The sequence below is a fragment of the Acutalibacter sp. LFL-21 genome (assembly GCF_025630755.1).
In the GTDB taxonomy this organism is placed as follows: domain Bacteria; phylum Bacillota; class Clostridia; order Oscillospirales; family Acutalibacteraceae; genus Acutalibacter; species Acutalibacter stercoravium.
In genome coordinates this window covers 225,024-251,233 of the sequence record NZ_JAOTNT010000001.1, presented here as the reverse complement: position 1 = coordinate 251,233, position 26,210 = coordinate 225,024, and the positions used below count along the sequence as shown (strand labels likewise).

Below are 26,210 nucleotides of genomic sequence, written 5' to 3'. Positions count from 1 at the left end.
TTGACACCGCCCTCTGTTTCACAGTACAATGGTAACAATATAAATCCTTCCCACTGCGAAAGGATTGTGATTTGCAGCGGGAGTTTTGCCGGAACATGGAGGCAGCCCTGATGGATAAACGAGAAAACCAACCCCTGCAGGAGGAGCTCCGCTCCTCCCAGGTATATAGAACACTGAAAAGTTCAGGCATTCCCATGGCAGGAAAGCTTGCGGAGGGCCTGGGCAAAGCGGCGCAAGGCTTGGACCAGGCGCTGAACTTGGGCAAGAATGGAGGCCCGGGGCCCGGCGGCCACCCCTATCAGGCGCCCCCGCCACAGGGGGTGGGCCAAGCGCCCCAGCCGGGACCCAGGGCTGGGCAGACGCAGCAGACGCGGCAGGCGGGGCATCAGGCGCCGCCCCAGGGAAGCGCTCCACCCCAGAATGGAACAAAGCAGGCCAATGGCTATTACCGCTATACCTATACCCAGGGCAAGCCCGTCGCGCCGCCCCCCTCCCAGCAGGCAAAGGCCCAGAGAGCTGCGGCGGCGCAAAGGGCGGCAGCCGCGCAGCATGCGGCGGCCAACCAAGCCGCTGCCGCCCAGCGGGCGGCGGCAAACCGGGCGCGGCAGGCTCCCTGGCAGGGGGCGCCTGTCCCCCCGGGTGCTGGGCAGCCGCCTATGAAAATGGTGCGTAAGGGAAGCCCCGCCAAGTTTTATATCACAGGCGGCGTGGCCCTGTTCTACGCCTTGAGTTTCCCATTGTACGAGCCCTATCACTTCATCGTTTTTGCTGTGGTGCTGGTATTGGTGTTCCTGGCTTCGGGAGCACTGTTCAAGGGGAAGAAAATGTTCGTGCCGGTGGAGCCGGAAAAGCCCAAGGAAGAGCCGAAAAAGGAGCCGGAAAAACCGGAGAAGTCCCACACAGGGGACCCAGAGGTGGACAAGATTATCGACGAGGGCCGGGAGTATTTGAAAAAGCTCCGTGCCGCGGATGACGCCATTCCCGACGAGACCCTTTCCGAGGACATCACCCGCATGGAGCGGGCTTCCGCCGATATTTTCCGCTATATCGCCGACCATCCGGAGAAGGCGCAGCAGATCCGGAAATTTATGAACTATTACCTGCCCACCACCATGAAGCTTTTGAACAGCTACCAGCGGCTCTCCGCCCAGAACGTGAAGGGTGAGAACATCACCTCCACCCTGTTTAACATCGCGGGGATGATGCACACGGTGGCGGATGCCTTTGAAAAGCAGCTGGACTCCCTCTATGCGGAAGAGGCCATGGATATTTCCGCGGACATCACCGTGTTTGAGACCCTCTTAAAGCAGGAGGGATTTGTGGAGGAAGAAAAGCAGGAGGAGGCCAAAAAATAAACCGCAGAACGGTGAAAGGCGGGGGTTCGGCGCCTGGCCTTTCCGCCAGCAGCCCCGTCATTTTCAAAGAAATTCCAGAAACGCCCGAGCGGCGGTTTCCATTATGAGAAGCAAGGAATGATCAAGGAGGTTAGAAACATGCCCGACGATATCAAATTGACCTTGGAAAACGAGGCCCCCAAAATGCCCACCCTCACCCTGGAGGGAGTGGAGACCCCCTCTCTGACCCTGACCCCCGAAGAGGCGCCCGCGCCCCAAAAGCCCAAAGAGGATGAGATCTCCTCTCTGGACGAGAGCGCCCTTACCCCCGAGGAGCGCCAGGTGGTGGAGGACTTTGCGGAGAAAATCGACATCTCCAACAGCACCTTGGTGCTGCAGTACGGTTCTGCCGCCCAGAAGAAGATTGCCTCTTTCTCCGACAACACCCTGAACAATGTGCGCACCAAGGATTTGGGCGAGGTGGGGGATCAGATTTCCCAGCTGGTGGTGGAGCTGAAGGGCTTTGATATCCAGGAGGAGGAAAAGAAGGGGATCTTTGGCTTCTTTAAAAATACGGGCAACAAGATCACCGCCATGAAGGCCCGGTACGACAGCGCCGAGCACAATGTGAACAAGATCGCCGCGGCCCTGGAGTCCCACCAGGTGCAGCTGATGAAGGATATTGTCATGCTGGATAAGCTCTACGAGATGAACCTGGGCTACCACAAGGAGCTTTCCATGTACATCATCGCCGGGAAGAAGAAGCTCCAAAAGGAGCGGGCCACCACCCTGGTGGAGCTGGAGAACAAGGCCAAGCAGTCCGGCTTGGCGGAGGACGCCCAGGCCGCCAACGACTATGCCCAGCAGTGCGACAACTTTGAGAAAAAGCTCCACGACCTGGAGCTGACCCGCATGGTCAGTGTGCAGATGAGCCCTCAAATCCGCCTGGTGCAGAACAACGACAAGCTGATGAGCGACAAGATCCAGTCCACCCTGGTGAACACCATCCCCCTGTGGAAGAGCCAGATGGTGCTGGCGTTGGGCCTGGCCCACTCAGAGCAGGCGGTGAAGGCCCAGCGGGAGGTCAGCGACATGACCAACGAGCTGCTGCGCAAGAACGCCGAGCGCCTGAAGATGAGCACCATCGAGACCGCCAGGGAGTCCGAGCGGGGCGTGGTGGACATGGAGACCCTGCGCCAGACCAACCAGTCCCTTATCCAGACTCTGGACGAGGTGGTGAAGATTCAGGACGAGGGCCGGGCCAAGCGCCGCGCCGCCGAGGCCGAGATCGGCCGTTTGGAGGGCGAGCTGAAGCAGAAGCTGCTGGATATCCACACCTGAGCACAGGTTTTGCCCCGGCCCGAACAAGGGGCCGGGGAACCTTCTATTCCTAGAAAGGGAGGCTTGTGAAATTGAAAAAGAGCAGCATTGTGGGGGCCTGCGTCATGGCGGGGCTCATCCTTCTTTCCATCCCCGTAGGGGTGCACACCTCGCTGACGGACCTGCGGGACGAGGCGGAGGGCTCCTATTATTACGACCAGACCGGCTACGCCATCTATCAGGGGCTGGAGGCTCGGGAGGCCACCGGCAACAACCTGATCACCGTGGCGGAACGCTATACCAGCCAGAACCCGGAGCTGACCGGCCTGATTGGGGAGCTGGAGTACGCCATCTCCCTGACCCAGAACAGCTACAGCGATTTTTCCGACGAGGCCCAGGCCAACCAGTTGATGGGAGACGCCGCCCAGAACCTGTATGAGGAGCTGAAGCAGACAGAGCTCTCGGAATCGGATGAAAAATACCCGGATCAGCTCATTGCCGAGATGGAGTCTGAGCAGGACAAGATCAACCGCTCCAGCTACAACGACGACGCCCGGGAGTTTAACGCCAGGCTGGAAAAGTTCCCGGTAAACCTGCTGCGCTTTGTGGCGGGGGTGGAGCCTTTGGCCACCTATGATCTGGACGAATAAACGAAAGGAGGCGTCCGCCGTGACACTCGCAAAGCGCGTCCCGAAAAAAGCCCTGGCCTTGGCGCTGGCCCTGTGCCTGGCCTGGGGCCTGGCGCTGCCCGCCCTGGCTATTGTGGTGCCGGAGCGCCCGGAGAACCAGTATGTGCTGGATGAGGCCGGGGTGCTCTCAGAGGAGACGGAACAGGAGATCATCACCCAGAACCAGAGCCTCTTTGAGGAGACCGGCGCCCAGATCGCGGTGGCGGCGGTGGACTTCCTGGGCGGGGAGGACATTGAGGACTACGCCAACTATATGTTCAACTACTGGGGCGTGGGTGACTACGAGCGGAACAACGGCCTGCTGCTGGTGCTGGCCATTGGCGAGGACAACTATTATGCCACCTCTGGCTACGGCATCGAGGACTATTTCGATGGGGCCAAGCTGCAAAGCATGCTGGATGAGTACTTGGAGCCGGACTTCGCGGTTCAGGAGTACGACGCCGGGGTGAAAAAGTTCTTTGAGGCTGCCCTTTCTGAGATGGAAGGCTATTACGCCGGCTACACAGAGCCCTCCTCCCTTGTGGAGGACCCCAGCTATGACAGCTACGAGGAGCCCAGCTTTGCCTACGATGTGGGGCGCTCTGTGGGCCAGTTCTTCGGAAGAGCGCTGCAGATCATCGTGATCCTGGGAGTGGTGCTGGTGATTTCCCTGGTGCTGCGGGCCATGCGCAACGGCGGCGGCCGGGGAGGCCCCCGTTCCGGCGGCGGAGGCGGCGGTTTCTGGACCGGCATGTTCCTGGGCAATATGATGGGCAGCTCCCGCAGAAGGGGCGGCTGGCGTCCGCCCCCGCCTCCTCCGGGAGGGTTCGGTCCCCGTCCCCCCAGGGGCGGTGGCGGCTTTGGAGGCGGCTTCCACAGCGGGGGCCGCTCCGGCGGATTCGGCGGCTCCCGCGGCGGAGGGGGCGGTTTCCGCAGCGGCGGCGGCAGCCGCGGCGGCGGAGCTGGACGCCGTTGAGCACAGGAAAAAGGCTCTTCCGTGGGAAGGGCCTTTTTTAGACAAAAGCGTCCGGCCTGTTTGCGGGCCGGGCAGGATGGGAGAACAATGAAACGCTATTTTCTCTTTGACCTGGACGGCACCATCGCGGACAATGGGGAGGGCATCCTCAAATCCGCCCAGTACGCATTGGACGCGTTCGGTATCCACAACGAGCCGGAGGAGCGCCTGCGCCGGTTTGTGGGGCCGCCCCTGCATCAGTCCTTTATGGAATTCTATGGGTTCTCACAGGAACAAGCCTTTGCCGCGGTAGAGAAGTACCGGGAGCGCTACCGGGTGAAGGGCGTGTATGAGAACCGGCTTTACCCCGGGGTGCGGGCCCTGGTGGAAGGGCTCTCCTGCCGGGCCAAGGTGTGCCTGGCCACCTCTAAGCCGGAGGTGTTCGCCCGGAAAATCTTGGAGATGCAGCATGTGCTGCCCTGTTTTGACGTGGTGGTAGGCGCGGAGCTGGACGGCTCCCGCACGGACAAGGCGGAGGTCATCCAGGCGGTGCTGAAAGCCCTGGGAGATCCGCCCAAAGAGCAGGTGGTCATGGTGGGCGACCGGAAGCACGATATCCTGGGGGCCAAAGCCCTAAGCCTGCAGTCCATCGGCGTGGAGTACGGTTTTGCCCCGCCGGGGGAGCTGGAGGAGGCCGGGGCGGACTGGACCGTCCCCACGGTGGAAGGTTTGCAAACGCTGTGCCTGTCCCTTTGCGGGGCAGGCAACGGATAGGGAGGGAAGGCAAATGGAAAAGAAAGTGTTGGTTGTGGTGGATATGCAGAACGACTTCATCACAGGCGCCCTGGGCACCCCAGAGGCCCAGGCCATTGTGCCCCGGGTGGTGGAGAAGATCCGGGGATTTGATGGGACAGTGCTCTTTACCCAGGACACCCACGGGAAGGATTACCTCCAGACCCAGGAGGGGAAAAACCTGCCGGTGGAACACTGCCTGCGCGGCACCTGGGGCTGGCAGCTGGAGCCCCGGGTGGAGGCGGCGCGGAAGAGCGCGCCCATCGAAAAGCCCACCTTTGGCAGCAAGGGCCTGGCGGAGGTGCTGAAAGCACGGCACACCTACGAGGGGCCCCTGGAGGAGATTCAGCTCATCGGGCTTTGCACAGATATCTGCGTCATCTCCAACGCGCTGCTGCTGAAAGCGTTTTTGCCAGAGGTGAAGATCTCGGTGGACGCCGGCTGCTGTGCCGGGGTTACGCCGGAGAGCCACGAAAACGCCCTGAAAGCCATGGCTGCCTGCCAGGTGGAGATCCTATGAAGCGCCTGGTCTTGATTGGCGGGCCCATGGCTGTGGGAAAGACCGCCGTCTGCCGGGAGCTGAAACACCTCGCCGCCCCCTGCGCCTTTTTGGACGGAGACTGGTGCTGGGATATGGAGCCTTTCCAGGTGACGGCGGAGACCAAGGCCATGGTGCAGGAGAACATCGCGTTCCTGCTGGGACAGTTCCTCCGCTGCCCCGCCTATGAAACCGTGATCTTCTGTTGGGTGATGCACCAGCAGGAGATTCTTGACGGGCTGCTGGCCCGCCTGCCCCTAGAGGGCGTGGAGGTGTTCTCCCTGTCCCTGCTGGCCAAGCCGGAGACCCTGTGGGAGCACATCCGCGGGGATGTGGAGCGGGGCCTGCGCACCTGGGACGTGCTGGACCGCAGCTTGGAGCGGCTTTCCCACTATGGGGAGCTGAACACCCACAAGCTGTGGGTGGATGGCCTGACTGCCAGGGAGGCGGCGCAGCAGATTGCCGCCCTTTTGGAGGAACAGAAAAAGGACCTGCCTTAAAGCAGGTCCTTTTCTTGTTGGCAGGGTTATTCTCCCGAGGTAAACTCCTGAGAGACGATGACGTTGCCCTGGCTGTCCTTGTAAGTGACTACCACCACGGGGTTTTCCACATCCACAGCGGCTTTCAGGGTCTGGGCCACCAGCTCGAACGTGGAGGCCTGCTCCTGCAAAGCGGCGGACAGGGCGTCAGCGATGCCCTCGGTGTTGACGTCGGGGCCGTAAGTAAATTCGTAGATCAGTTTGTTGCCCTCCGCCAGAACATCCACTCCCAGCTCTTCGGTCTGCATAGCCTCCAGCTGGGTTTGTACGATATCGGAGTTGACGAATTCCTCAATGGAGGAATACATGCCGGTAACTTCGCCGGCGGCTTCCTCTTCGGAAGACGCAACAGCTTCCGCTTCGGATTGAGCGGCCGAGCCAGCTTCTTCCTCAGCCTCCAGAGCGCTCTGCTCTGCCTGGCTTTCGCTGGATTCGCTCTGGCTCTCTTCCACAGTGCTGCTGGCGCTGCTCTCCGAGGGGGCAGAGCTTTCCCCGCCGCCGGAGCAAGCGCTTAAAGACAGCAGGCACACAAGGGCCAGCATGGCGGCGAACAGTTGGACAAACTTCTTTTTCATAATCGGTCACGCAGCCTTTCCGCGTAAATTGCCCGGACTTCCTCGTCCCGGGCTGTTTCCAGTATAGAGGACGGGAGGGATTGTGTCAAGAGAAATGAGTGCGTTTGATGTAAAATTTATTTTATTCCCGTATATTATGCGATTTTTTAGGGCGATTTATATAAAAATGCCTCGTTTGGCCCTTGCAACAACTTGTTACAAGGCGTATAATCAAAAGTAGTTTGATCCCGGGGAAGGACAGCCGGGGATTTATTTTTGTTCACAGAAGGAGAGATGCTGCATGGAACGCTTTACCGCCAGCCAATGCCCCCATGGGGTGACCATGATTACGGATTTGTCCGGGGTGCACTGCTTTTTAGTGGAGGGCCGGGAAAAGGCCCTGCTCATCGACGCCATGACCGGCCTGCGGGGCCTGAAGGACTTTGTGGCGACCCTGACGGACCTGCCCGTAGAGGTGGCCGCCACCCACGGCCACATGGACCACGTGGGAGGGGTGTTTGAATTTGGCGGCTGCTATATCCACCCTCTGGACATGCCCATGCTGGCGGAGGAGTCCCTGCGCGCCCGGGTCAGCTATGTGAAGGGCCAGCTGGAACAGATGGGGGCTTCTGCCTTCCCCCAGGAGGGAGACTTTGTCCCAGACAGCCCTGTGACGTGCCGTCCCGTTAGGGCCGGGGACAAGCTGGACCTGGGCGGCCGCGCCTTGGAGGTTCTGGAGGTGCCGGGCCACACCCAGGGCTCTGTGTGCTATCTGGACCCGGAGAGCGGGGACTTCTTCGCGGGGGACGCCTGCAACAACAACACCCTGGTGATGATGGATACCTCCGCCACCATTGGGGAGTACCTGTCCGCCCTGGGGGCGCTGAAGCAGCGCCAGGGGGAAATAGAAAATTTCTATATCTTCCACGGGGAGACCCCTGTGGCCAAGACCTGCATCGACGACAACATCCAGTGCTGCGAGGACATCCTAGCGGGCACGGATGACCATATCCCCGTGGAGTTTTTGGGGCGGACGGGCTATTTGGCGAAGGAACGGGTTCCGGGGGCCTTCCAGCGGAAGGACGGGCGCTTCGGCAACATCATGTACACCCAGGAAAAGGTGAAATAACACAGCCTGCTGAGACGGCAGGGAGAAAGAAAAGAGGGACACGCAGCCATTGGCTTGCGTGTCCCTCTTCTGTTTCAAAGCGGGGCCGCTTTGAAAGGAATGTTAGTGCAGCATGGTGACTTCTTCCTCGTGCAGGTCCTTGGGGTTCACCGCCACGGGGAGATAGGCCTCATACAGCTTGTCGTCAAAATTGTGGACCAGCTTGCATTCCCTGTCCAAAAGCATGGTGGGCAGGTCGCCGGGCACACAGGGGTCCCACTGGGGCAGGCCGGGTGCGGTGGGCACGCCGGTGCGGGCAAAGTTCACGAACAGGCTGGACATGGTTTCCTCCAACTGGTCAGAGACGCCGGGTATGTTGCACACAGGCACCTTGTCCGTGTTGTGGAACACGAAGGGGATGTCCGCGCAGTGCCAGGCCGGGGTGCCGTCGTCGATGGGGAAGTCGAAAGTGAACAGATAGTTGTAAGTGGCGGACTGGGCGTGCTCTGCCTTCTTGCGGCAGAAATCCTTGGTGGCCACCCGGGAGAAGGTATCCAGCAGCACCAGGTCGGTGATGGGCCGCCCGGGGTAGCATTCCTCAAACAGGGGCACCAGCTCTTCGGTCTTGTCCCTCAGGAACTTTCGCAGGTAGGTCAGCTGGTCCTCCCGGCTGCGGGTGCGCCGGTCCGGCAGGCCGGGGCCAAAGGTGCACATCTCTCCGATGACGGTGCCCACCAGCACAGGGATCGTTCTGGCGTGGGGGGTGAAGCCCACCACCCGGGGGTCGCCGGGGTAGTACTCGTTGGGGATGGGCACGCAGCCCACATAGCCGCCCTTTTCCTGAATGGCGGGAGAGACCTTCTTATAGGCCTCTGCCAACGCCTCATAGGGCAGGGTTTCCAGCTGCTCTATGTCCTCTTCCGCCAGGCCCAGCTCTTGCAGCATGGCCTGGACCAGGGGGCGGCTGTCGGGTTTTTCCGGGCACAGGGTGCCGTTGTACACGCCGCTCATAATGATGCCCTTTTGGAACAGGCCGTTGGCCGCCGGGGTCTGCATGAGAGAGGAGACCTTCCCGCCGCCGCCGGACTGGCCGAAAATGGTGACGTTCTCCGGGTCGCCGCCGAATTGGGCAATGTTGTCATGCACCCACTGGAGGGAAGCCACCAGGTCCGCGTTTCCGGCATTGCCGGAGTTCCAGTACTTCTCCCCATAGGGGGAGAGGTCCAGGTAGCCCAGAATGTTTAAGCGGTGGTTCACGGTGACCACCACCACGTCCCCAAAGCGGGAAAGGTTTTCCCCGTCATAGGCCACATGCTCAATGGAGGAGCCGTCCCGGAAGCCGCCGCCGTGGAGCCAGACCATCACCGGGCGCTTGGCCTGTGGGTCCAGGGACTGGGTCCACACGTTCAGATACTGGCAGTTCTCGTCCTTGGGCCAATAGCGGTGGGGGATCTTCACTTCACCAGAAGCGGTTTCCCGGTTCAGGATGGGGCTGACATAGCCGTAGGAAAGGGCGTCCCGAATCCCCTCCCAAGGGGCAACGGGCTGGGGCATCTGGAACCGTTTGGCGTCCGCGTACTTAATGCCATGGAAGGTATAGGTGCCGTCCACCACAAACCCGCGCAGCTTCCCGGCGTTTGTCTGCACCACAGGGCTGGCGGCAGAGCAGATGAATTCTTTTGCCATAATACATACTCCTTCATTCAAAAGATTTTGGATATATTATAGCATAGTAATCCGGCGCTTTCCAGAAGGTTTTTGTAAAAAACTTCAAAAACTGACAGGGCGCTCTTTAAGAGAGGAAGAGCTCCTGCTTTGCGTCTTCCATTCCCGGGCAGGAGAGGGTGAGGACTGCCTTGCCCGGCGTGTGCCCTGCCCGCAGGATTGCCATGGCCCGGCCGTCAAAGCTGGTGATCTTCCCACTTTCGTAGTTCTCATCGGTGAGGGGGTTGGCGGAGGCAAAGCTCAGCAGGCTGGCAGCCCCCTCCACCCGGGCGCTGAGGGGAAGCCGCACCCCCGGCACCCGCCGGCCTTGGGCGTCCTGAAACTCCACCAGGACAAACAGCAGAGACTCCCCATCGGCCCGGGCTTCTGTGCTTTCCGGCCGCAGGACCAGGCGCGCCGGCTCCCCGGCGGTCTCCAGCCGGTCCCGGGAGAGCTCCGCCCCGTTCCGGTAGCTCACTGCCTCCAGCACACCGGGCTGATAGATGGTCTCGAACCGGGCGGTGAAGCGCTCTACGGGTTCCGCGCCCAGGGACTTTCCATTGAGGAACAGCTCCACCCGGTCCCCGGGGGAGTAGACGTCGATCTGAATGGGATGGCCCTCAAAGCCGGGGTAGGTCCAGCTGTTCCACACCTGGGGCCAGGCCCACCGGCTGAGCAGCTCTTTTTTGCCATAGGTCTCCGGGTCCCGCACAGCCAGATAGGTCTCTGTGCCGCCCCACACAATTTTCCGGTAGGCCAGCTGGGGACGGGGCTGGTTCAGGATGTCCCAGTCGGCGTCGTAGGCCAGCTTCCAGGGGTAGGGCCGGCTGTTGTGGTCGGCCAGCTCCTCCTCTGGGGTGGAGGGGTCCACATAGACAGCGGCGCCGATGCCCGCCTCGCCGATGTAGTCGGCAGAGGTCCAGGTGAAGTCCCCGATGACGTAGGGGCACTGCTCCACCAGCTCCCACACCCGGCCAATGGCCATGGGGAAGGACTCCGTCCCGCAGATGACACGGCTGGGGAAGAGCGCATGGTCGGAAAGGTACCGGTCCTCCATGTAGTTATAGCCCACAATGTCCACGGGAGAGGCCATGCTCTCGGTGCGGTCCGCCCAGATTTCGTTGGTGTAGCTGGATTCTCCGTTCTGTCCCAGCGGTTCCCCTGCCCGGCGCTGCAGTTCTTGGGCGTCCTGGTCATCCAGGCCGTTCCACAGGGTGCACAGGGCCAGCAGCACCGGCCGGGTGCTGTCCAGAGAGCGGACCTTCTCCGCCAGCCGCTGGGAGACCCAATATCCGTCTCCCGTGCCGGCCCGCTCGAAGACCTCATTGCCAATGGACCAGATGATGACGCTGGGGTGGTTTCTGTCCCGCAGCACAAAGGCTTCTACATCCCGCTCCCACCACTCGTCGAAGAACTGGTGGTAGCCGTGGGGCGTTTTGCCGATGTGCCAGCCGTCAAAAGCTTCGTCGATGACGAAGAGGCCATACTCGTCGCACAGGTCCAAAAACCGCTGGGAGGGCGGGTTGTGGGCCAGCCGCAGGGCGTTGTAGCCGGCCTCTTTGTGGGCCTTCAGCACCCGGCGGGTCTGGCAGTCGAAGTCCGCCGCGCCCAAGGGGCTGGTGACATGATGGATGCAGCCGCCCTTGAGCTTCACGGTTTTGCCGTTGACCCGCAGGCCATGGACCGCGTCCACCGCCACGGTGCGGATGCCGAAGCGGGTGGAGGCACGGTCCACCGGGGCCGCATTGCCCGGGGAGGTGAGGGCGGCTTCCGCGGCGTACAGGGCGGGGGTGTCCACATCCCACAACTGGGGGCTTTGCACCACCAACCGCAGCCGGGCGGGGGCAGTCTCGCCCGGCTCCACCCAAACCGAAGTACGGCCCTGGGCCGCCTCCCCGCCGGGAGCTGTCAGCGTAAGGTCCACATGGCCGTGGAAGGGCAGGGCGCCGTCATTGACCACCCGCACCTCCGCGGAAATGGTGGCGGTGTCCCCGTCGATGCTCTCTGTTTTTATGAAAATGCCCCGGTGCTGGATGCGGCACAACGGCCCGTGCAGCAGCTTTACCTCCCGGTAGAGGCCCGCCCCCGAGTACCACCGGCAGTTGGGGGCCTGGGTGTTGTCCACGGCCACCTCCAGGCGGTTGGGCTCTCCAAAGCGCACCCGGCGGGTCAAGTCCACCACAAAGGGCGTGTAGCCGTAGGGGTGGAAGCCTAGGCGGCTGCCGTTGAGAGAGACCGTGGTGTTCCCATACACGCCGTCGAACTCCACAAAGACTTTCTCCCCCTCCCACTCCTGGGGGATGTCCAAGGTTTTCTCATAGGTCCCCGCGCAGCCGGGGAAAAACCCAGAGGCTGCGTTGGCCTCCCTGCTTTGAGGCAGCCCTACCTGCATGTCGTGAGGCAGGTCTACAACAGTCCTTTCCGGCGTGGAGAACCGGTCTGGAACACCCCGGTAAAAGCTCCATCCGGCCATAATGCGCTGTTCCTGCATGATGACTCCTCCAATCCATGTTCTCCCAGTGTCCCTGGGATATTTGTCTATACAACTATTATAGCATTTCCTGCCCCCTTTGTAAAGGAAGAGTCCCTTTGGCTTCGCTCCCCACCGCGCCGCCGCTGGGCAGGAAGACGGCAAAATGAAGCAAACAGGGAGTTGCGTTGGACAAAAAATGTTAAATAATCATAAATGCCGCCATTTTGTTTTCCAAGCTCCCTCCTTATAATAAGCTGCATAGAAGAGGCCGGATACCCAAAATCCCGGACTTTGTTTGGGGCGGCATGGAGAAAGGATGATGAAGTTTATGTCAGTGAAATCAGTGGGAAAAGAGAGGGTGCCCTGGTCGACCCGGGCCATCCACACCTGCAGAGGCATTCGGCGGAACTGGGGGCTGTACCTGCTTCTGCTCCCCGCGGTTGTGCTGCTGTTCTGCTTTAACTATCTGCCCATGTACGGTGTGCAGATTGCGTTTAAAGATTTTACGCCTTCCAACGGCATTGAAGGGAGCCCCTGGGTGGGGTTTGCCAATTTCCAAACCTTCTTCAACTCCTTTCAGTCTAAAAACCTGATTTGGAATACCATCACGCTGAGCCTGTACAGCCTGATCGCAGGCTTCCCGTTCCCCATCTTCCTGGCGCTGATGATGAACCAGATCCGGGTAAAGCGTTTTAAACAGACACTGCAGGTGGTCACCTATCTGCCGCACTTCATTTCCACAGTGGTTATGGTGGGCATCATGCTGATCCTGCTCTCTCCCAGCAACGGGATCTACGGCAACTTGGCCCACGCGCTGGGGGTCCAGAGCCCGCCCAACATCATGGGGCAGGCAAGCGCTTTCCAGCACATCTATGTGTGGAGCGACGTTTGGCAGCACGCCGGATGGGACAGCATTATCTATATTGCGGCCTTGGCTGCCATTGACCCAACACTGTATGAGGCGGCCACCGTGGACGGCGCCAGCAAGTTCCAGCGTTTGATTTACATAGACCTGCCCTTCCTGATTCCCACCGCTGTCATCCTTCTGATTATGCGGGCCGGAAACATTATGAACCTGGGATTTGAGAAAGTGTATCTGATGCAAAATCCCTTGAACACCTCTATCAGCGAAGTCATTTCCACCTATGTGTACAAAATCGGCATGATCAGCAACCAATACAGCTTGTCCGCTGCGGTGAACCTGTTCAATACCATCATCAACTTTGTGCTGCTGGTGCTGGTCAACGGGGTCTCCAAAAAGCTGGGGGACACCAGCCTGTGGTAAGAGCGTGCGGATGCAGAGAATTTTTGGTGAGAGAGGCGAATCTGTTCTATGACACAAGCAAAGAAAGCAAAGAAACAGGCCAGCGGCAAGGATATTGCCTTTAATATCTTCTTGTACGCCCTGTGCATATTGATCCTGATTATCATTGCGTACCCGCTGTACTTTATCATCATCGCGTCCTTCAGCAATCCCTCAGAGGTTGCCAACGGAAATGTGTGGTTCTGGCCCAGCCAGTTTACCGTAGACGGCTATAAAGAGCTGTTCCGCCACGGAGATATCTGGATGGGCTATTGGAACACCATCCTCTACACTTTGGTGGGCACCCTCATCGGCCTGGTGGTCAATATCTCCGCAGCCTATTCCCTGTCCCGAAAGGACCTGGTGGGGCGCAAGCTGATTACATTTTTCTTCATTTTCACCATGTTCTTTAACGGCGGATTGATCCCCACCTATTTTACCATTCGGGATTTCCACCTGTACGACACCTTCTGGGTCATGGTGCTGCCCTTCTCCGTGGTGGTGTACAACATCATTGTGGCACGGACCTTTTTCGACAGCAGCCTGCCCAAGGAGCTGCTGGACGCCGCCCAGATTGACGGATGCGGGAACCTGCGGTTTTTCTTCTCTATCGCCCTTCCCCTTTCCAAGGCGGTCATCGCTGTTATTGCGCTGTATATTGCAGTGGCCCAGTGGAACTCCTATTTCAACGCCCTGGTCTACATCCGCAGCGAGAACTTAAAACCGCTGCAGCTGGTGGTGCGAAATATCTTAATTACCAACCAGTCCCTGGTGGGCGCCGGCGACGGCCTGGCCGCCCAAGAGGCTATGCGGCTCGCCAACCTGATGAAGTATGCCGTTATCATCATCACAACCGTACCCATTATGTGCGTGTATCCCTTTGTGCAGAAGTATTTCAGCCAGGGCGTGATGATCGGCGCCATCAAGGGATGAGTCCCTTCCCTATGTGACACTGCCGCTGCCACATGCGCTGCGGTTGAAAAGTCAAAATATCCAATTGCAAGGAGATGTAAACATGAGGAACAAATGGACAAGAGTGGGCAAGGCCCTGCTCTGCCTGACCCTGGCGGCTTCCATGCTGGCAGGCTGCGGCGGAGGCGGCGGAAGCAGCAGCTCCAGCGGGGCTGCGGAAAGCTCTGGAAGCGGAGAGGCCTCCACCTCCAGCGCGGCGTCCACTCCGGACGAAAACTTCAATGAGACCGGCCTTCCCATCGTCAACGAGCAGGTAGAGCTGACCTTCCTGTATGTGAAGGGCGCCAACATGGCGGACTTTGAGGAAAACGCCATGTTCCAGCAGATGGAAAAGGACACCAACGTCAAGATCAACTGGCAGTATGCCGGCGACGCGGACTGGTCTGAGCAGAAGTCCCTGCTGCTGGCCAGCGGGGACCTGCCGGACGTTTTCTTCGGCAGCAACTCTTTGAAGGACATGGACATCGCCACCAACCTGGAGCTGTTCATCCCGCTGGAGGACTATGTGGAGAAGTACTGCCCCAATATCCAGGCGGCTTGGGAGGCTGAGCCCACCATGGAGAAGATGGTCACCAACCCGGATGGCCATATCTACACTCTGCCCGGTAAAAAGCCCCTGCGTCCCAAGGGCTGTGACACCCCCTTCATCAACCAGAAGTGGCTGGACAACCTGGGCCTGGAAATGCCCACCACCGTGGACGAGTGGTATGAAGTGCTGAAGGCCTTTAAAGAGAAGGACCCCAACGGCAACGGCGTCGCCGATGAGATCCCCCTGACGGGCAGCGCCAAGCAGAACCTCTTTGACTGGATCCGTTACATCAACCCCTGGGGTATTACCGACAGCCTGGAGGAGAACTATCTGGCGTTGGACCAGGAGACAGAAAAGCCGGTCTTTATCCCCGCAGACGAGCGCTATAAAGAGGCTGTGGCCTTCTTCCACAAGCTGTACGCAGAAGGCATTATGGACCCGGAGTTCATCACGCAGGACGGCTCTATGTCTGACGCCAAGATGAAGAACGAGGAAGTGGCCCTGGTGGGCACCGGCATCACTTGGGAAGTTACCTCTGGCACCCAGCCGCACCAGGATGAGTACGTCCCCATGCCTCCTCTGGCAGGCCCCAACGGGGACCGCTACATCCGCGGCAATGACCAGACCATCACCTATTCCCGCAACGAGTTCACCATTACCACTGCCTGCGAGCATCCTGAGGTAGCGATGCGCTGGGCTGACTGCTTCGCCACCGACGACATCTCGGTCCAGTCCTACTGGGGCCCCTATGGCGTGGTGCTGGAGAAGCAGGATGACGGCACCATCACCTTCCTGGATCCGCCCGAAGGCAAGACTGGCGACCAGTGGTACTGGGAGATCTCTCCCCGCGACCACGGCCCCAAATATGTGAGCCCCGAGTTTGAGGAGAAGATCATCCTCCCCGAGGACAGCGGCGACGGCGCGAAGCTGAAGGAAGACGAGATCATGAAGGAGTTCGTGGCCAAGCCCTATCCCCTGGTGAACTACACCAGCGAGCAGGCCGAGGAGATCTCCTCTCTGACAGTGGATATCTACAAGTATGTCAACGAGTCTTGGGCCAACTGGATTGTCAACGGCGGCATTGAGGAGCAGTGGGACGCCTATGTGGACCAGCTGAACCAGATGGGCCTGGAGCGCCTGATGGAGATTTATCAGGAGGCTCTGGACGTATACAATAACGCAGGCTGATAAACGCTATTCGTTTCGCTTAAAAGTAGTTTGTGCGGGGCCTGGAGGCTGATCCGGCTTCCAGGCCCTGCCTTTACTTTCTGGGCGCCTGGAGAGCGTTGCCTGGCAAGACCGCAGAATTTTAGGAGGAGTTTTGTACAATGGAGAGAAAGGTTTTTCGTGTGGGCAGTGTGGGCATTGGCGGGATCTCCCGCGGCGTGCACCTGCCCGGAATTGCCAAAAGCCCAGATTTGGAGCTGGTGGCTGTGTGTGATCTCAAGCCGGAGCGGATGGCCTATGCCCGTGAGGCCTATGGGATTGCGGAGGATCACTGTTTTGCGGATTATCACGATCTGGTCAACTGCCCAGATGTGGATGTGGTGGACATCTCCACCTCTAACAACGCCCATTTTGAGGTGGCAAAGGCCGCCATTGAGGCGGGAAAGCCCTATTGCCTGGAGAAGCCGGTCACCCTTACCGCGGAGGAGGCCGATATCCTGGCCAAGATGACAGCGGAGCGGGGCCTGCCCAGCATGGTCTGTTTCTCTTACCGGTTTAAGGCTGCGGCCCGTTACGCCAAGGAGCTGGTGGACAAGGGGCTGCTGGGGGAGATTTACCACGTTTACATGCAGTACCTGCAGGCGGGCGGCGGCCCCTCTTACGACCTGCCCCGCTCTTGGCGGTATCAAAAGTCCCTGACAGGGACGGGCGCCCTGGGCGATCTGGGCTGCCATGCCCTGGATTTGGTGAGCTTTGTCACCGGGAAGGATTACTGCAAGGCAGTGGGCCATGCCGATACCTTTGTGCACCAGCGCCGTTTGGAAGAGGGCGAAGGCATGGGCGAGGTGGATGTGGACGATTTCTGCCATTACCTGATGGAGATGGATGGCAAGACTTCCGCGAATTTCTCCGTTACCCGGTTTGCCTATGGCCGCGGCAACTATCAGCGCATGGAGATCTATGGCAGCAAGGGGGCGCTGGTTTACAGCCTGGATGTGACCCCTGGGGTGGATGAGCTGGAAGTCTGTATTGGTTCCCCCTATGACCGGGTGGGCGCCTTTACAAAGCTGCCGGTGCCGGACCGCTTCCGCACGGACCAGATGCAGTCCTTCGCGGATATTCTCAACGGCCGCGGCGATGGGATGGCCGCCACCATTGAGGAGGGGCGCCGTATCCAGCATGCGCTGGACGTGATCATCCGTTCGGCAGAAGAGGAAAAATGGCTGCCCTGCCGCTGAGCGGGCAGCAGGTTTCGGAGAGGAGTTTTGAATAGATGGCAATTCGTGTTACAGTTTGGAATGAGTACCTCCACGAGGTGCAGTTCCCGGAAGTGGCAGAGGTGTACCCCAAGGGCATCCATGGGTGCATTGCGGACTTTTTGAAGGACGCGGGCATGGAGGTGCGCACCGCCACCCTGCGGGAGCCGGAGCACGGTCTGGCCCAGGAAGTGCTGGACAACACCGACGTGCTGATCTGGTGGGGGCACATGGCCCACCATGAGGTGGCAGACGAAATTGTGGACCGGGTATATAAGCGGGTTTTAGAGGGTATGGGGCTCATTGTCCTGCATTCCGGACACGCGTCGAAAATTTTCCAAAAGCTGTGCGGTACGGACACATGGAAGCTGAAATGGCGGGAAGATGGGGAGAAGGAGATCCTGTGGGTAGTGGACCCCAGCCATCCCATCGCCGATGGCCTGGATGAGAAGATCATCATTCCCCACGAGGAGATGTACGGCGAGCGGTTTGACATTCCCCAGCCGGACGAGCAGGTGTTCATCAGCTGGTTCGAGGGCGGAGAAGTGTTCCGCAGCGGGTGCTGTTGGCACCGGGGCAAGGGAAAGATCTTCTATTTCCGCCCCGGCCACGAGGTGTTCCCCATCTACCACCAGCCGGAGATCCAGCATGTGATCATCAACGCGGTGAAGTGGGCCGCGCCCATTCGCTTCCCCAATACGACCTTTGGCAATCCCCCGCCGGTTGTGCCTGTGCAGGGGAAAATGGAGCACAGTGTGCAGGGGCTCCATGAGCAGAAAAGCATCACTTGAGAAAGAGTCCCGTGAAGCGGGCCCCTGTGGCTGGCGGCATCCGTCCCGCAGGGGCCCTTTTCAGGAACGCAAGGAGGTATTATTTTGAAGCTTCAGGCAATTTTGCATATTCCCAAAAGCAGCGCCTATGCCTACCCGCTGGCGCCCAAAAAATTCCATGTGCGGCTGCGCACCGCCAAAGATGATGTGGAGCAGGCATGGCTGGTGATTGGAAACCAGTACCTGTGGAAGACCCGAGAGCGCTTTCCCATGGAAAAGACAGGCTCCGACGCGCTGTTCGACTATTTTGAAGCCACATACTGCTGTGAAGACACCCGCTTGGGCTACTATTTTGAGATTTCCAGCGGGGAGGAGTGCCTGGTCTACGCAGAGAGCGGTTTCCACAATCCCCATACGGTCAATATTGATGGGGAGCGCACGGAGTTCCTCCATTTCCAGTTCCCCTATATCCACGCGCAGGAGGTGCACCAGCCCCCTGAATGGGTGCGCAGCGCGGCTTTCTACCAGATTTTCCCCGAGCGCTTTTGGAACGGAGACCCCGCCCTTTCCCCGGAGGGGACAGAGCCCTGGGGAACGCCGCCTACCCCCTCTAACTTTATGGGCGGCGATTTGAAGGGTGTGGTTCAGAAGCTGGACCACCTGACAGAGTTGGGGGCGAACGCCATTTACCTGACCCCCATTTTCGAGGCCACTTCCAACCATAAGTACGACACCATCGACTACACCCGCATTGACCCCCATTTTGGGGACGAGTCCACCCTGGTGGAGCTGGTGCAGCAGGCCCACCGGCGGGGAATCCGCATTATGCTGGACGGCGTATTCAACCACTGCGGCTTCTATTTCCGGCAGTTCCAGGATGTGCTGCGCCATGGAGAAGCCTCTCCCTACAAGGACTGGTTCCACATCCATTCCTTCCCTGTCACGCTGGATCCCCCCAATTTTGACGGGTTTGGCATAGGGCCCGGCATGCCCAAGCTGAACACCCAAAACCCAGAGGTCAAGGAGTATCTTCTGGGGGCTGTGGCAAAGTGGACCCGCACGGGTATCGACGGCTGGCGGCTGGATGTATCCGATGAAGTGGACAGTGACTTTTGGAGGGAATTCCGCAGGACGGTCAAGGGCATCAATCCAGAGGCCGTCATCATCGGAGAGAACTGGTGGGACGCGGAGCCCTGGCTGCGGGGAGACCAGTTTGACGGGGTGATGAACTATGAGGTCCAGCGGGCTTGCGTGCTGTACTTTGCCCAGCGGAAGATCCATCCCCAGGAGCTGCAGGAGCGCCTGACGCGTGCCTGGATGCGCAATACGGATCAGGCCAACTTCTCCATGCTGAACCTTTTGGACAGCCACGACACGCCCCGGTTCCTCACCGAGTGCGGGGGAGATATAAACAGGCTGATCGCGGCGGCGGTCTTCCAATACTCCTATCCCGGGATGCCCTGCACCTACTATGGCACAGAGATTGGCATGACAGGGACAATGGACCCGGGCTGCCGCGCCGCCTTCGACTGGGACCAGGAGCATTGGGACCAGCCCCTGTTCCAGATGTATCAAAAACTGATCCGGGCCCGTCTCCAGTCAGAGGCGCTGCAAAAGGGTACGCTCCGGTTCTGTTCCCAAGGCGAGGTATTCGCCATGAAGCGGGCGACGGCAACAGAGACGGTCCTCACGGCCATCAACCAGACAGACGCCCCCCAGACCTATACACTGCCTTGGCAGGGCAGAGGAACGGACCTTTTGGAGGGGAATGTCTATGAATCTACGGGGGGAAGCCTTTCCATCCCGCTGGCCCCCGGCGCCGCCGCGCTGGTTCGCTTAGAGCCCACCGCGTGAGGGGGTTCCTCCCAATAGGGAATGGCAAAAGCCGCGCTCTTCAACGCTTGGTTGAAGGCGCGGCTTTGCTTCGTTAAATGCCTTCGGAAAGGGCTTCGCCTTCCGGCGGCTGAAATTCCAGCTGTGGTTCCTCCAAAAGATCCAGGGCCTTTTGATAGCGGGTCTGTTTCCAGTCCAGCAGCAGGCGGTACTCCCCGCTTTGCAATGCTTGTACGATTTGGTTGTATTCCGGTTCCACCTCCTCAGGGGAGCAGTCCTCTACCAGGCGCACCACTTGCGTTTGGCAATAGGCGGTTTTCCGTTCTGCCACAGCGGCCAAGCGTGTGTTGGAGTAGTGGGAGAACAAAATCTCATAGTGGGTGATGGGCACAACATAGGGTTCCTCCGGTGAGGCGGGCTGCGGCTTGGGCTGTTGGTCAAGCAAGGTTTCCAGCCCTGCCGCCCGGAGGGCCTCTTCCTGCTGGAGGGAAAGCTCCATATTTTGGAGATAGAAGCCTGCCAGCAGCCGGGCCTGGGCCTGGGGATGAGGGCTGTCCTTCAGAAACAGGGTGGAGGGGTATTGCTCGTCAAAGTTGTTGGCAAAGGCGGGCTCCCGGCCGGAATCGGAGCGAATGGGGGAGATGGCTTCATACTGCTTTAAGATGGGGTGGTTTTCCGGCAGCTGGGCCAGCAGGCGTCCCAGCCCGGAAGAGGAGGCTAGGAAAAGCTCCCCCTCCTCCAGCTGGGAAAGCAGGGTATCCTCGCTGAGGGTAAACACATCCGGGGAAAGCAGGCGCTCCCGGTAAAGGGTGTTCATGTATTCCAGTGCCTCCAGGGTGGCTGGATGGAAGAAGGGGTCCTCCCATTCGCCGCCGGAGACCGGGGAGGCGCCGAACATTTGCTGCAGGCTGGAAAGCTCCAAATAGCAGGGCGTCAGCTCGGGAGAGGTTTTTCGGATGGTTTTCAGCTGCTCTAAAACGCTTTCTTTTTTCTCAAAGTCCGTGCGTTCCCAGTGGAATTTTTCCAGCAGGTCGCGCCGCGCGATCAGGACAGTGTCCGCCTGTTCGGGTTCCTCTGGGGAGAGGACGGTGTCCGTATGGGGATACGCATAGACTTTTCCCAGCAGATTGCCGCACCACAGGACAAAATCTTTTGGCAGGGAGAAGCCCGGCACCTGCTGATCCAGCAGGTCCTGCAGAGGCCAGAACTCCCCGCCGGTCTCCAGCCGCTTAAAGCTGGAGTCTGTGTACCAGCAGGTCACCAGGTCCACGGGCAGCCCGGCCGTGTTCATGTTTAGAAATTTTTCCATGGTGCAGAAGGTGAGCTCAACAGGCATGCCAGCCAGCTGGGCGCACTCCTCCTGGGTGGGGAAGAGCGCCTGGTAAGAGGGGCTGCCCTCTCCATTGGGGGTGACAAACACCCACCGCAAAGCGGGCTCTGGTTCTGTGGGAAGGGGCTTGAAAGGGACGCTGCGGGAGTGAACAAAGGTAAACGCGGTTAAAACCAAAAGGCCCGCAATTCCCGCGGCGGCAAAGCAGGTTCTGCGCCTGCGGCGCAGCCAAAGGGAGAGCTTGTGGAAATGGTTCATGGATCCCACCTCTTGTTTTTTTATCACAGCAATTGGAAAACCACAAAAATCTTATAGGAAACCGCTATAGTTTTTGATACACTAAATCATAAGCGAAAATCAGAGAAAAGTCTAGTGGAATCCTTCAAAACTGTAAAATTGCAAGGTGCTATCCCAGCGTTGACGAAGGGAGGGATGTGTATGAAACGCTGGTGGGATGGGCTGAAAATCTCCCACAAGATTGTTTGGGCCTTCTTGGGTTTGATCGCGTTTCCCTTTTCCCTTTTGCTGCTGTGGAATTTTGGCTCCTTTGCCGTCCAGTATGAACAGCAGCTTTCTCAAAGCGGCCAGTATATGCTGGGGATGGTGGTGCAGGATGTGAATGAAAAGCTGGACCATGTGGAGATGCTGGTGCACGCGCTTTCCTCCAACCGAAGGCTGATCTCTTTTCTTTCCCACGATTATACCGGGGCTGCTTCCTACGAGGAGTACACCCAAACGGTGCTCCCCCTGCTGCAGGGGGTGGGGAACACGGTGTCCCCGCCTATCGACCGGATTTTCCTTCTAACGGACAACACCAGCATTCCCGAGGGGTACAGCACGGTGTATCATAGGGACTCTGCGCCAGAGCAGCTCCTTCTAAAAATCCCAGAGGATGGCCGGGAGGACCTCTGGTATGTAAAAGCGCAGGACGGAGAACAGGTGTTGTATTACCTGTGCCCCATTATAGCGGATTCCCGCAAAAGCGAGGGCTTCCTGCTGGTGAAAATGCGGGGCGAAAAGCTGTTTTCAGAGATTGGCAAGCCCCAAGAAGGGGGCACGGCCCTGTTTTTGCTGGATGAGGAAAACCGGCCGCAGTTTTCCAATGTTGAGACAGAGCCAGGCTTTTTGTTCCCCAAAAGCCAGGTCCCCCGCGGGCCGGTGCGGTATTTTTCCGCCCCTCTGGACCGGCTTCCCCTGCAGGTGGGGGTGGCACTTTCCGCGGGCGAGCATGGAATCCTGCAGAAAAATTCCCTGGTTACGCTGGCGTTTATGGGAATCCTTTCCTTCCTGTTTTTGTCCCTGTTTTATTCGCTGGTTCGCTCCATCATAGCCCGGCTGCGCCGGTATGGGGACGATATAGAGCGCATTGCCGGGGACAACTTCCACGGGGCGCTGGCGGTTGACCGCAGGGATGAGATTGGCACGATTGGAGAACAGTTCAACCGGGTTTTGAACAGGATGCGCGTGCTGATGCGGGAAAATATCCAAAAGGAGACCGCTTATAAGGACGCCCAGCTGAAGGCCCTTCTCCTGCAGATCAACCCCCACTTCATCTACAACACCCTGGACATGTTCGCGGGAAAGCTTACACTGGACGGGGAATATGAGGTGGCGGACACCATGTGCGACTTTGCCCAGATGATCCGCTACAACACCACGGCCTCCAGCACCATGCTGCCTTTGCGGGAGGAGCTGAACCATGTGAGAAATTATGTGAGCCTGCAAAGGTGCCGCTATGGGAACAGCGTGGTGCTGCGGGTCCATGCGGCGGAGGCGCTTTTAAACCTGCCCATTCCCCGGTTTTTGCTCCAGCCCATTGTGGAAAATTCCTTTGAGCACGGCTTCGCCGGCAAGGCGCCGGACGCGGAGCGCCTCATTGTGGTCAGCGCCCGGAAAGTGGGGAAGAGGCTGATTTTGCGGGTGCGTGACAACGGCCAGGGGATGGAGCCAGGGCAGGTGGAAGCCATGAACCGGAAGTTTGCCCAGCCCTATGACGCGCTGGCCCTGCACCATGAGAAGGAGCACGGGATTGGGCTGGAGAACATCAACGACCGGCTGCGCATATTTTCCCGCTCAGATGACAGGTTGGTGCTGCGAAGCAGAAGGGGGCGGTATACCAGCATGTTTATTTTATTGGGCCAGCAAGAGTGAGAGCCGGCGCGGAAGCCCTGTGCCTTTGGGTGGATTCTTCAAAGCAAATAAGCCAGAAGAGGGCTAGCCCTCTTTTTCCGTTGAGAAACTCAACGGAAAAAGGCGGGGCTGTTTGTGATGCGGGGGTCTCCCGCGGGGACAGGCGGGGTGAAATGAAAGGATTGCCAGGAGGAAAAAGGAGGAAGAGAAGATGCTTTCCATTCTAATTGTGGACGATGATCCTCTTTTGTGCGCAGCTATGCGGCGCAAGATCCAGATTGTGGATCAGGGGAACGGGCTGGGTGTCCAAGAGGTGGCGGCGGCCCATTCGGTGCAGGAGGCCTGGGACCTTCTGCGCAGCCGGCCCATCAATGTGCTGATCAGCGATATCCAAATGCCCTATCGTTCGGGGCTGGACTTGGTGCGGGAGGTGAGCCGTTCCCGCCCGGAAATTCAGCTGGTGGTGTTAAGTGGCTATGACGACTATGAGTATATGCGGGGCGCTTTGCACTGCGGTGTGGTGGATTATCTGCTGAAGCCGGTAAAGCTGGTGCAGATCCAAGAGGTGCTGCTAAAATGTGCGGAAAACCTTCGCTGCCAAGAGGAGAGCTCCCCGCGGCAGCAGCCCCAGACGGCCTTGGGGGAATGGGCAAAGGGGCTGCTTGAGGGGAGAAAAGAGGAGCCGCCCTGCGCCTTTCCCCATCCGGTCTTTTGGGTGGCCTGGAGCTTTGGAACAGGGGAGGACCAGGGCCCGCAGCTGCTGCGCGGCTTTTGCGAAGAGAACCAGCCGGCGGGCGTTGCGCTTTACCCCATAGAAACCGCAAACGGAGAGGGCCTCCTGTTTTTGAATACGGAAAGCCGCAGGCAGGCGCCGGTCAAGGCGTGTTTAGAGGCCTGCCGGGCGTACAGCGCTTCTCGGGGGGTGGACATCCGTTTTGCGGTCAGCTGCCCCTTCACGTCTCTGGAGGAATATCCAACTTTTTACAAAGAGGCCCGGTACACCATGGCTTACCGGCTGTTGGAGGATTTTTCCATTCGCTTCGCCTCTCCCCAATGGTCCGCAGAAAGAAGCCGTCTGCCCCGGTATCAGTCCAGGATTCATTCCGCCTTTCAAAGCCGGAATTTTTCAGGAATCTCGGAATGGCTGCAGAGGATCTTTTGTCCCGCCTTTTTTCAAGAGGAGCCCTTTCCCGAAGAGATCCGCAGCTTTTACACCTATTGGGTCTCCCAGGTTCAAGAGATGGCGTCTGGCTTTCACATGGAGCTGGAGCCCTTCCCGCACTTCAGCCGGTTTGGCAGTTTAGAGGCCATGCGGGAATATTTGGACGGCGTTCTGAAGCAGGTGGAGGCCGCAAGCCGCGTCTCCACGGATAAGTACGCCTATATTCTGTCCACGGCCACGGAATATGTGGAGAAAAACTTTAATCGGGAAATCAGCATGAATGAGGTGGCGGAAAAGGTCTCGGTCAGCTATACCTATTTTAGCCGCCTGTTTAAGGAACAGATGCATCAAAGCTTTTCCGAGTACGTTGTGTCGGTGCGGATGCGGGAGGCCAAGCGTTTGATTCAGGAGGACCCTTCTATCAAGATGAAGGATGTGGCGGCCCTGGTGGGCTATGAAAGCGTGTACGCCTTTTCCCGCGCGTTTAAACAGTATTTTCACGTTTCCCCTAAGCAGGCACGGGCGTAAGGGGACGGGGTTTTATTTGAAAAATCTCAAAACAAAAAGCATCGGGCGGAATGTCCGATGCTTTTTGCTGCTTGTAAGGGGTTGAAAACCAACCCTCGTTGTAAAAGGGCCAAAGAGGCCGGTCAGCCCGCCAGCCGGAAAGCCCTCCTCACAGTGTAATGCGGATCTGCTCCTCGCCCTTCAAGGGGAAGAAGGTGCAGTCGTTGCCGAAGGTGCGCTCGGGGAGGAGGATGAGGACGTTGACCTCTGGGGAGTCCACCACGAACTGGCGGCCGTGGAGCACGCCAGGGTTGAGGCGGACAAAAGTGCCCTTGGGCACCCGGAAGGCCACCACCGTCTCCGGGTCCACCCGGAAGCTGGAGGGCCCCACAAAGATGTCAATGTCCCCATCCAGGGGCAGGATGCCCTCGCAGGTGAACTGGTGGTACTCCAGGGCGGAGATGACCCTCTCACATTCCGAGACCCGCGCCACGCACACGGAGGCGGGCATCCGCCCGTCCAAATGGAGCTTCAAAAGGTCCGGGGCAAAGATGTTGTCCCCCTCCCGCCTCTCGATCTGGGGCACACGCAGCAGGTCCATAAAGTCGCCGTAGGGCCGGAACGCCTCCCGGTCCAGGGCCTGGGGATGTATCTCTCTCATAACACATCCCTCCCTCACAAACTGTAAACGCCCTGCTCGTCGGCGTCATCGAAGATGAGGCCGAGATAGCGCGCGGCCTCCCGCAGGACGGGCTTGTAGTTGCCGTAAATGCCGCCCACATGGTGGATGTAGGGGCCGAACATCAGCTTCTCTTCCCAGCGCTTCCAGTTGTCCGTCTCAAACCAGACATAAGTGCCGTTGGTCTGGGGTCCGTCCACCGCCCGGCCCTCGCCGCCGAACAGGTAGTACTTCCCATCACAGTCATCGAACCGGCACACGGTGATGTCCCCCTTCTTCAGCTCAAAGCGCTCCTGGCCGCCCACCAGCCGGGCCTGGCAGCCAGAGTCCTTCAGAGAGTAGGGGAAGGGCCCGCAGTGCCACAGCAGCTCGGCGATCCGCTCAAAGTCCAGGTTGGGCGTCTGGACGTAGGCCCCGTGGGCGTTGCCCACCGCCACCGCCAGGGACCCGCACCCGGTCCGCTCCACGAACTCCACCGCCTGCTCCACGTTGGTGTAGTGGTCCGCGTTGACAATGTCATCCACATTTGCCCCGGACCCCACATGGCCCAGCTCCGCCTCCCAAATTTTGCAAAACTCCGGTGGTTG

22 protein-coding genes are annotated in these 26,210 nt (G+C 59.2%); 16 read left to right on the top strand and 6 right to left on the bottom strand.

Annotated elements, in window-relative coordinates; all coding sequences use genetic code 11:
* Positions 1–71 precede the first annotated feature (71 nt).
* The 7 genes from ODJ80_RS01120 (at position 72) to ODJ80_RS01090 (ending at position 6,107) form a co-directional block, all read left to right on the top strand.
* A complete protein-coding gene (locus ODJ80_RS01120) occupies positions 72–1,355 on the top strand; it encodes a 5-bromo-4-chloroindolyl phosphate hydrolysis family protein (RefSeq protein ID WP_263040547.1) in 1,284 nt (427 codons plus the stop codon).
* Positions 1,356–1,493: 138 nt separating this feature from the next.
* Complete coding sequence (locus ODJ80_RS01115) at positions 1,494–2,675, top strand: toxic anion resistance protein (protein ID WP_178863522.1); 1,182 nt, start codon at positions 1,494–1,496, stop codon at positions 2,673–2,675.
* Positions 2,676–2,740: 65 nt separating this feature from the next.
* A complete protein-coding gene (locus tag ODJ80_RS01110; protein ID WP_178863520.1) occupies positions 2,741–3,304 on the top strand; it encodes a LemA family protein in 564 nt (187 codons plus the stop codon).
* A gap of 19 nt (positions 3,305–3,323) precedes the next feature.
* Positions 3,324–4,298, top strand: a complete 975-nt coding sequence (locus tag ODJ80_RS01105; protein ID WP_263040546.1) for a TPM domain-containing protein — start codon at positions 3,324–3,326, stop codon at positions 4,296–4,298.
* An 87-nt stretch (positions 4,299–4,385) separates the two neighbouring features.
* Complete coding sequence (locus tag ODJ80_RS01100) at positions 4,386–5,051, top strand: HAD hydrolase-like protein (protein ID WP_263040545.1); 666 nt, start codon at positions 4,386–4,388, stop codon at positions 5,049–5,051.
* Positions 5,052–5,064: 13 nt separating this feature from the next.
* Positions 5,065–5,589 carry a cysteine hydrolase family protein gene (locus ODJ80_RS01095; RefSeq protein ID WP_263040544.1) on the top strand — a complete coding sequence of 175 codons (525 nt, stop codon included), beginning with the start codon at positions 5,065–5,067 and terminating at the stop codon, positions 5,587–5,589.
* Complete coding sequence (locus ODJ80_RS01090; protein WP_263040543.1) at positions 5,586–6,107, top strand: AAA family ATPase; 522 nt, start codon at positions 5,586–5,588, stop codon at positions 6,105–6,107. The genes ODJ80_RS01095 and ODJ80_RS01090 overlap by 4 nt, the downstream gene beginning before the upstream one ends.
* Before the next feature lie 26 nt (positions 6,108–6,133).
* Here the strand turns inward: ODJ80_RS01090 and ODJ80_RS01085 are convergent, their stop codons facing one another.
* Entirely contained in the window at positions 6,134–6,721 is a 588-nt protein-coding gene (locus ODJ80_RS01085; RefSeq protein WP_263040542.1) for a DUF4854 domain-containing protein, read from the bottom strand.
* A 280-nt stretch (positions 6,722–7,001) separates the two neighbouring features.
* On the opposite strand from ODJ80_RS01085, the gene ODJ80_RS01080 reads away from it, so the two are divergent.
* Positions 7,002–7,829 (top strand): MBL fold metallo-hydrolase, encoded by an 828-nt coding sequence (locus ODJ80_RS01080; RefSeq protein WP_263040541.1) that lies wholly within the window; start codon positions 7,002–7,004, stop codon positions 7,827–7,829.
* A 102-nt stretch (positions 7,830–7,931) separates the two neighbouring features.
* On the opposite strand, the gene ODJ80_RS01075 is transcribed toward ODJ80_RS01080, so the two are convergent.
* Together ODJ80_RS01075 and ODJ80_RS01070 are read right to left on the bottom strand one after the other, a co-directional pair.
* The gene (locus tag ODJ80_RS01075) at positions 7,932–9,494 is read right to left on the bottom strand and encodes a carboxylesterase/lipase family protein (protein WP_263040540.1); all 1,563 of its coding nucleotides are present in this window, start codon (positions 9,492–9,494) and stop codon (positions 7,932–7,934) included.
* Positions 9,495–9,600: 106 nt separating this feature from the next.
* Positions 9,601–12,003, bottom strand: coding sequence for a glycoside hydrolase family 2 protein (locus ODJ80_RS01070; RefSeq protein WP_263040539.1), 2,403 nt, complete (start codon positions 12,001–12,003; stop codon positions 9,601–9,603).
* 310 nt (positions 12,004–12,313) lie between these two features.
* Here ODJ80_RS01070 and ODJ80_RS01065 point away from each other — a divergent pair, with 310 nt between their 5' ends.
* The 6 genes from ODJ80_RS01065 (at position 12,314) to ODJ80_RS01040 (ending at position 19,836) form a co-directional block, all read left to right on the top strand.
* Positions 12,314–13,270 (top strand): ABC transporter permease, encoded by a 957-nt coding sequence (locus tag ODJ80_RS01065; RefSeq protein WP_178863501.1) that lies wholly within the window; start codon positions 12,314–12,316, stop codon positions 13,268–13,270.
* 48 nt (positions 13,271–13,318) lie between these two features.
* On the top strand, positions 13,319–14,221 hold the full coding sequence (locus ODJ80_RS01060) for a carbohydrate ABC transporter permease (RefSeq protein WP_178863499.1): 903 nt from the start codon (positions 13,319–13,321) through the stop codon (positions 14,219–14,221).
* An 82-nt stretch (positions 14,222–14,303) separates the two neighbouring features.
* Complete coding sequence (locus ODJ80_RS01055; RefSeq protein WP_263040538.1) at positions 14,304–15,977, top strand: extracellular solute-binding protein; 1,674 nt, start codon at positions 14,304–14,306, stop codon at positions 15,975–15,977.
* Positions 15,978–16,117: 140 nt separating this feature from the next.
* Complete coding sequence (locus ODJ80_RS01050) at positions 16,118–17,194, top strand: Gfo/Idh/MocA family protein (RefSeq protein ID WP_263040537.1); 1,077 nt, start codon at positions 16,118–16,120, stop codon at positions 17,192–17,194.
* A 35-nt stretch (positions 17,195–17,229) separates the two neighbouring features.
* On the top strand, positions 17,230–18,003 hold the full coding sequence (locus ODJ80_RS01045) for a ThuA domain-containing protein (RefSeq protein WP_263040536.1): 774 nt from the start codon (positions 17,230–17,232) through the stop codon (positions 18,001–18,003).
* Between the two features lie 84 nt (positions 18,004–18,087).
* The gene (locus ODJ80_RS01040; protein ID WP_263040535.1) at positions 18,088–19,836 is read left to right on the top strand and encodes a glycoside hydrolase family 13 protein; all 1,749 of its coding nucleotides are present in this window, start codon (positions 18,088–18,090) and stop codon (positions 19,834–19,836) included.
* 73 nt (positions 19,837–19,909) lie between these two features.
* Here ODJ80_RS01040 and ODJ80_RS01035 read toward each other — a convergent pair whose 3' ends face one another.
* Positions 19,910–21,403: a hypothetical protein gene (locus ODJ80_RS01035; RefSeq protein ID WP_263040534.1), complete on the bottom strand. Its 1,494-nt coding sequence runs from the start codon at positions 21,401–21,403 to the stop codon at positions 19,910–19,912.
* Between the two features lie 180 nt (positions 21,404–21,583).
* Here ODJ80_RS01035 and ODJ80_RS01030 point away from each other — a divergent pair, with 180 nt between their 5' ends.
* Positions 21,584–23,296 carry a cache domain-containing sensor histidine kinase gene (locus ODJ80_RS01030; protein ID WP_263040533.1) on the top strand — a complete coding sequence of 571 codons (1,713 nt, stop codon included), beginning with the start codon at positions 21,584–21,586 and terminating at the stop codon, positions 23,294–23,296.
* A 190-nt stretch (positions 23,297–23,486) separates the two neighbouring features.
* Positions 23,487–24,965: a response regulator gene (locus ODJ80_RS01025; protein ID WP_263040532.1), complete on the top strand. Its 1,479-nt coding sequence runs from the start codon at positions 23,487–23,489 to the stop codon at positions 24,963–24,965.
* Between the two features lie 148 nt (positions 24,966–25,113).
* Here the strand turns inward: ODJ80_RS01025 and ODJ80_RS01020 are convergent, their stop codons facing one another.
* Positions 25,114–25,605 (bottom strand): DUF4867 family protein, encoded by a 492-nt coding sequence (locus tag ODJ80_RS01020; protein WP_263040531.1) that lies wholly within the window; start codon positions 25,603–25,605, stop codon positions 25,114–25,116.
* Positions 25,606–25,619: 14 nt separating this feature from the next.
* On the bottom strand, positions 25,620–26,174 hold the full coding sequence (locus tag ODJ80_RS01015) for a class II fructose-bisphosphate aldolase (RefSeq protein WP_263040734.1): 555 nt from the start codon (positions 26,172–26,174) through the stop codon (positions 25,620–25,622).
* Positions 26,175–26,210 lie beyond the last annotated feature (36 nt).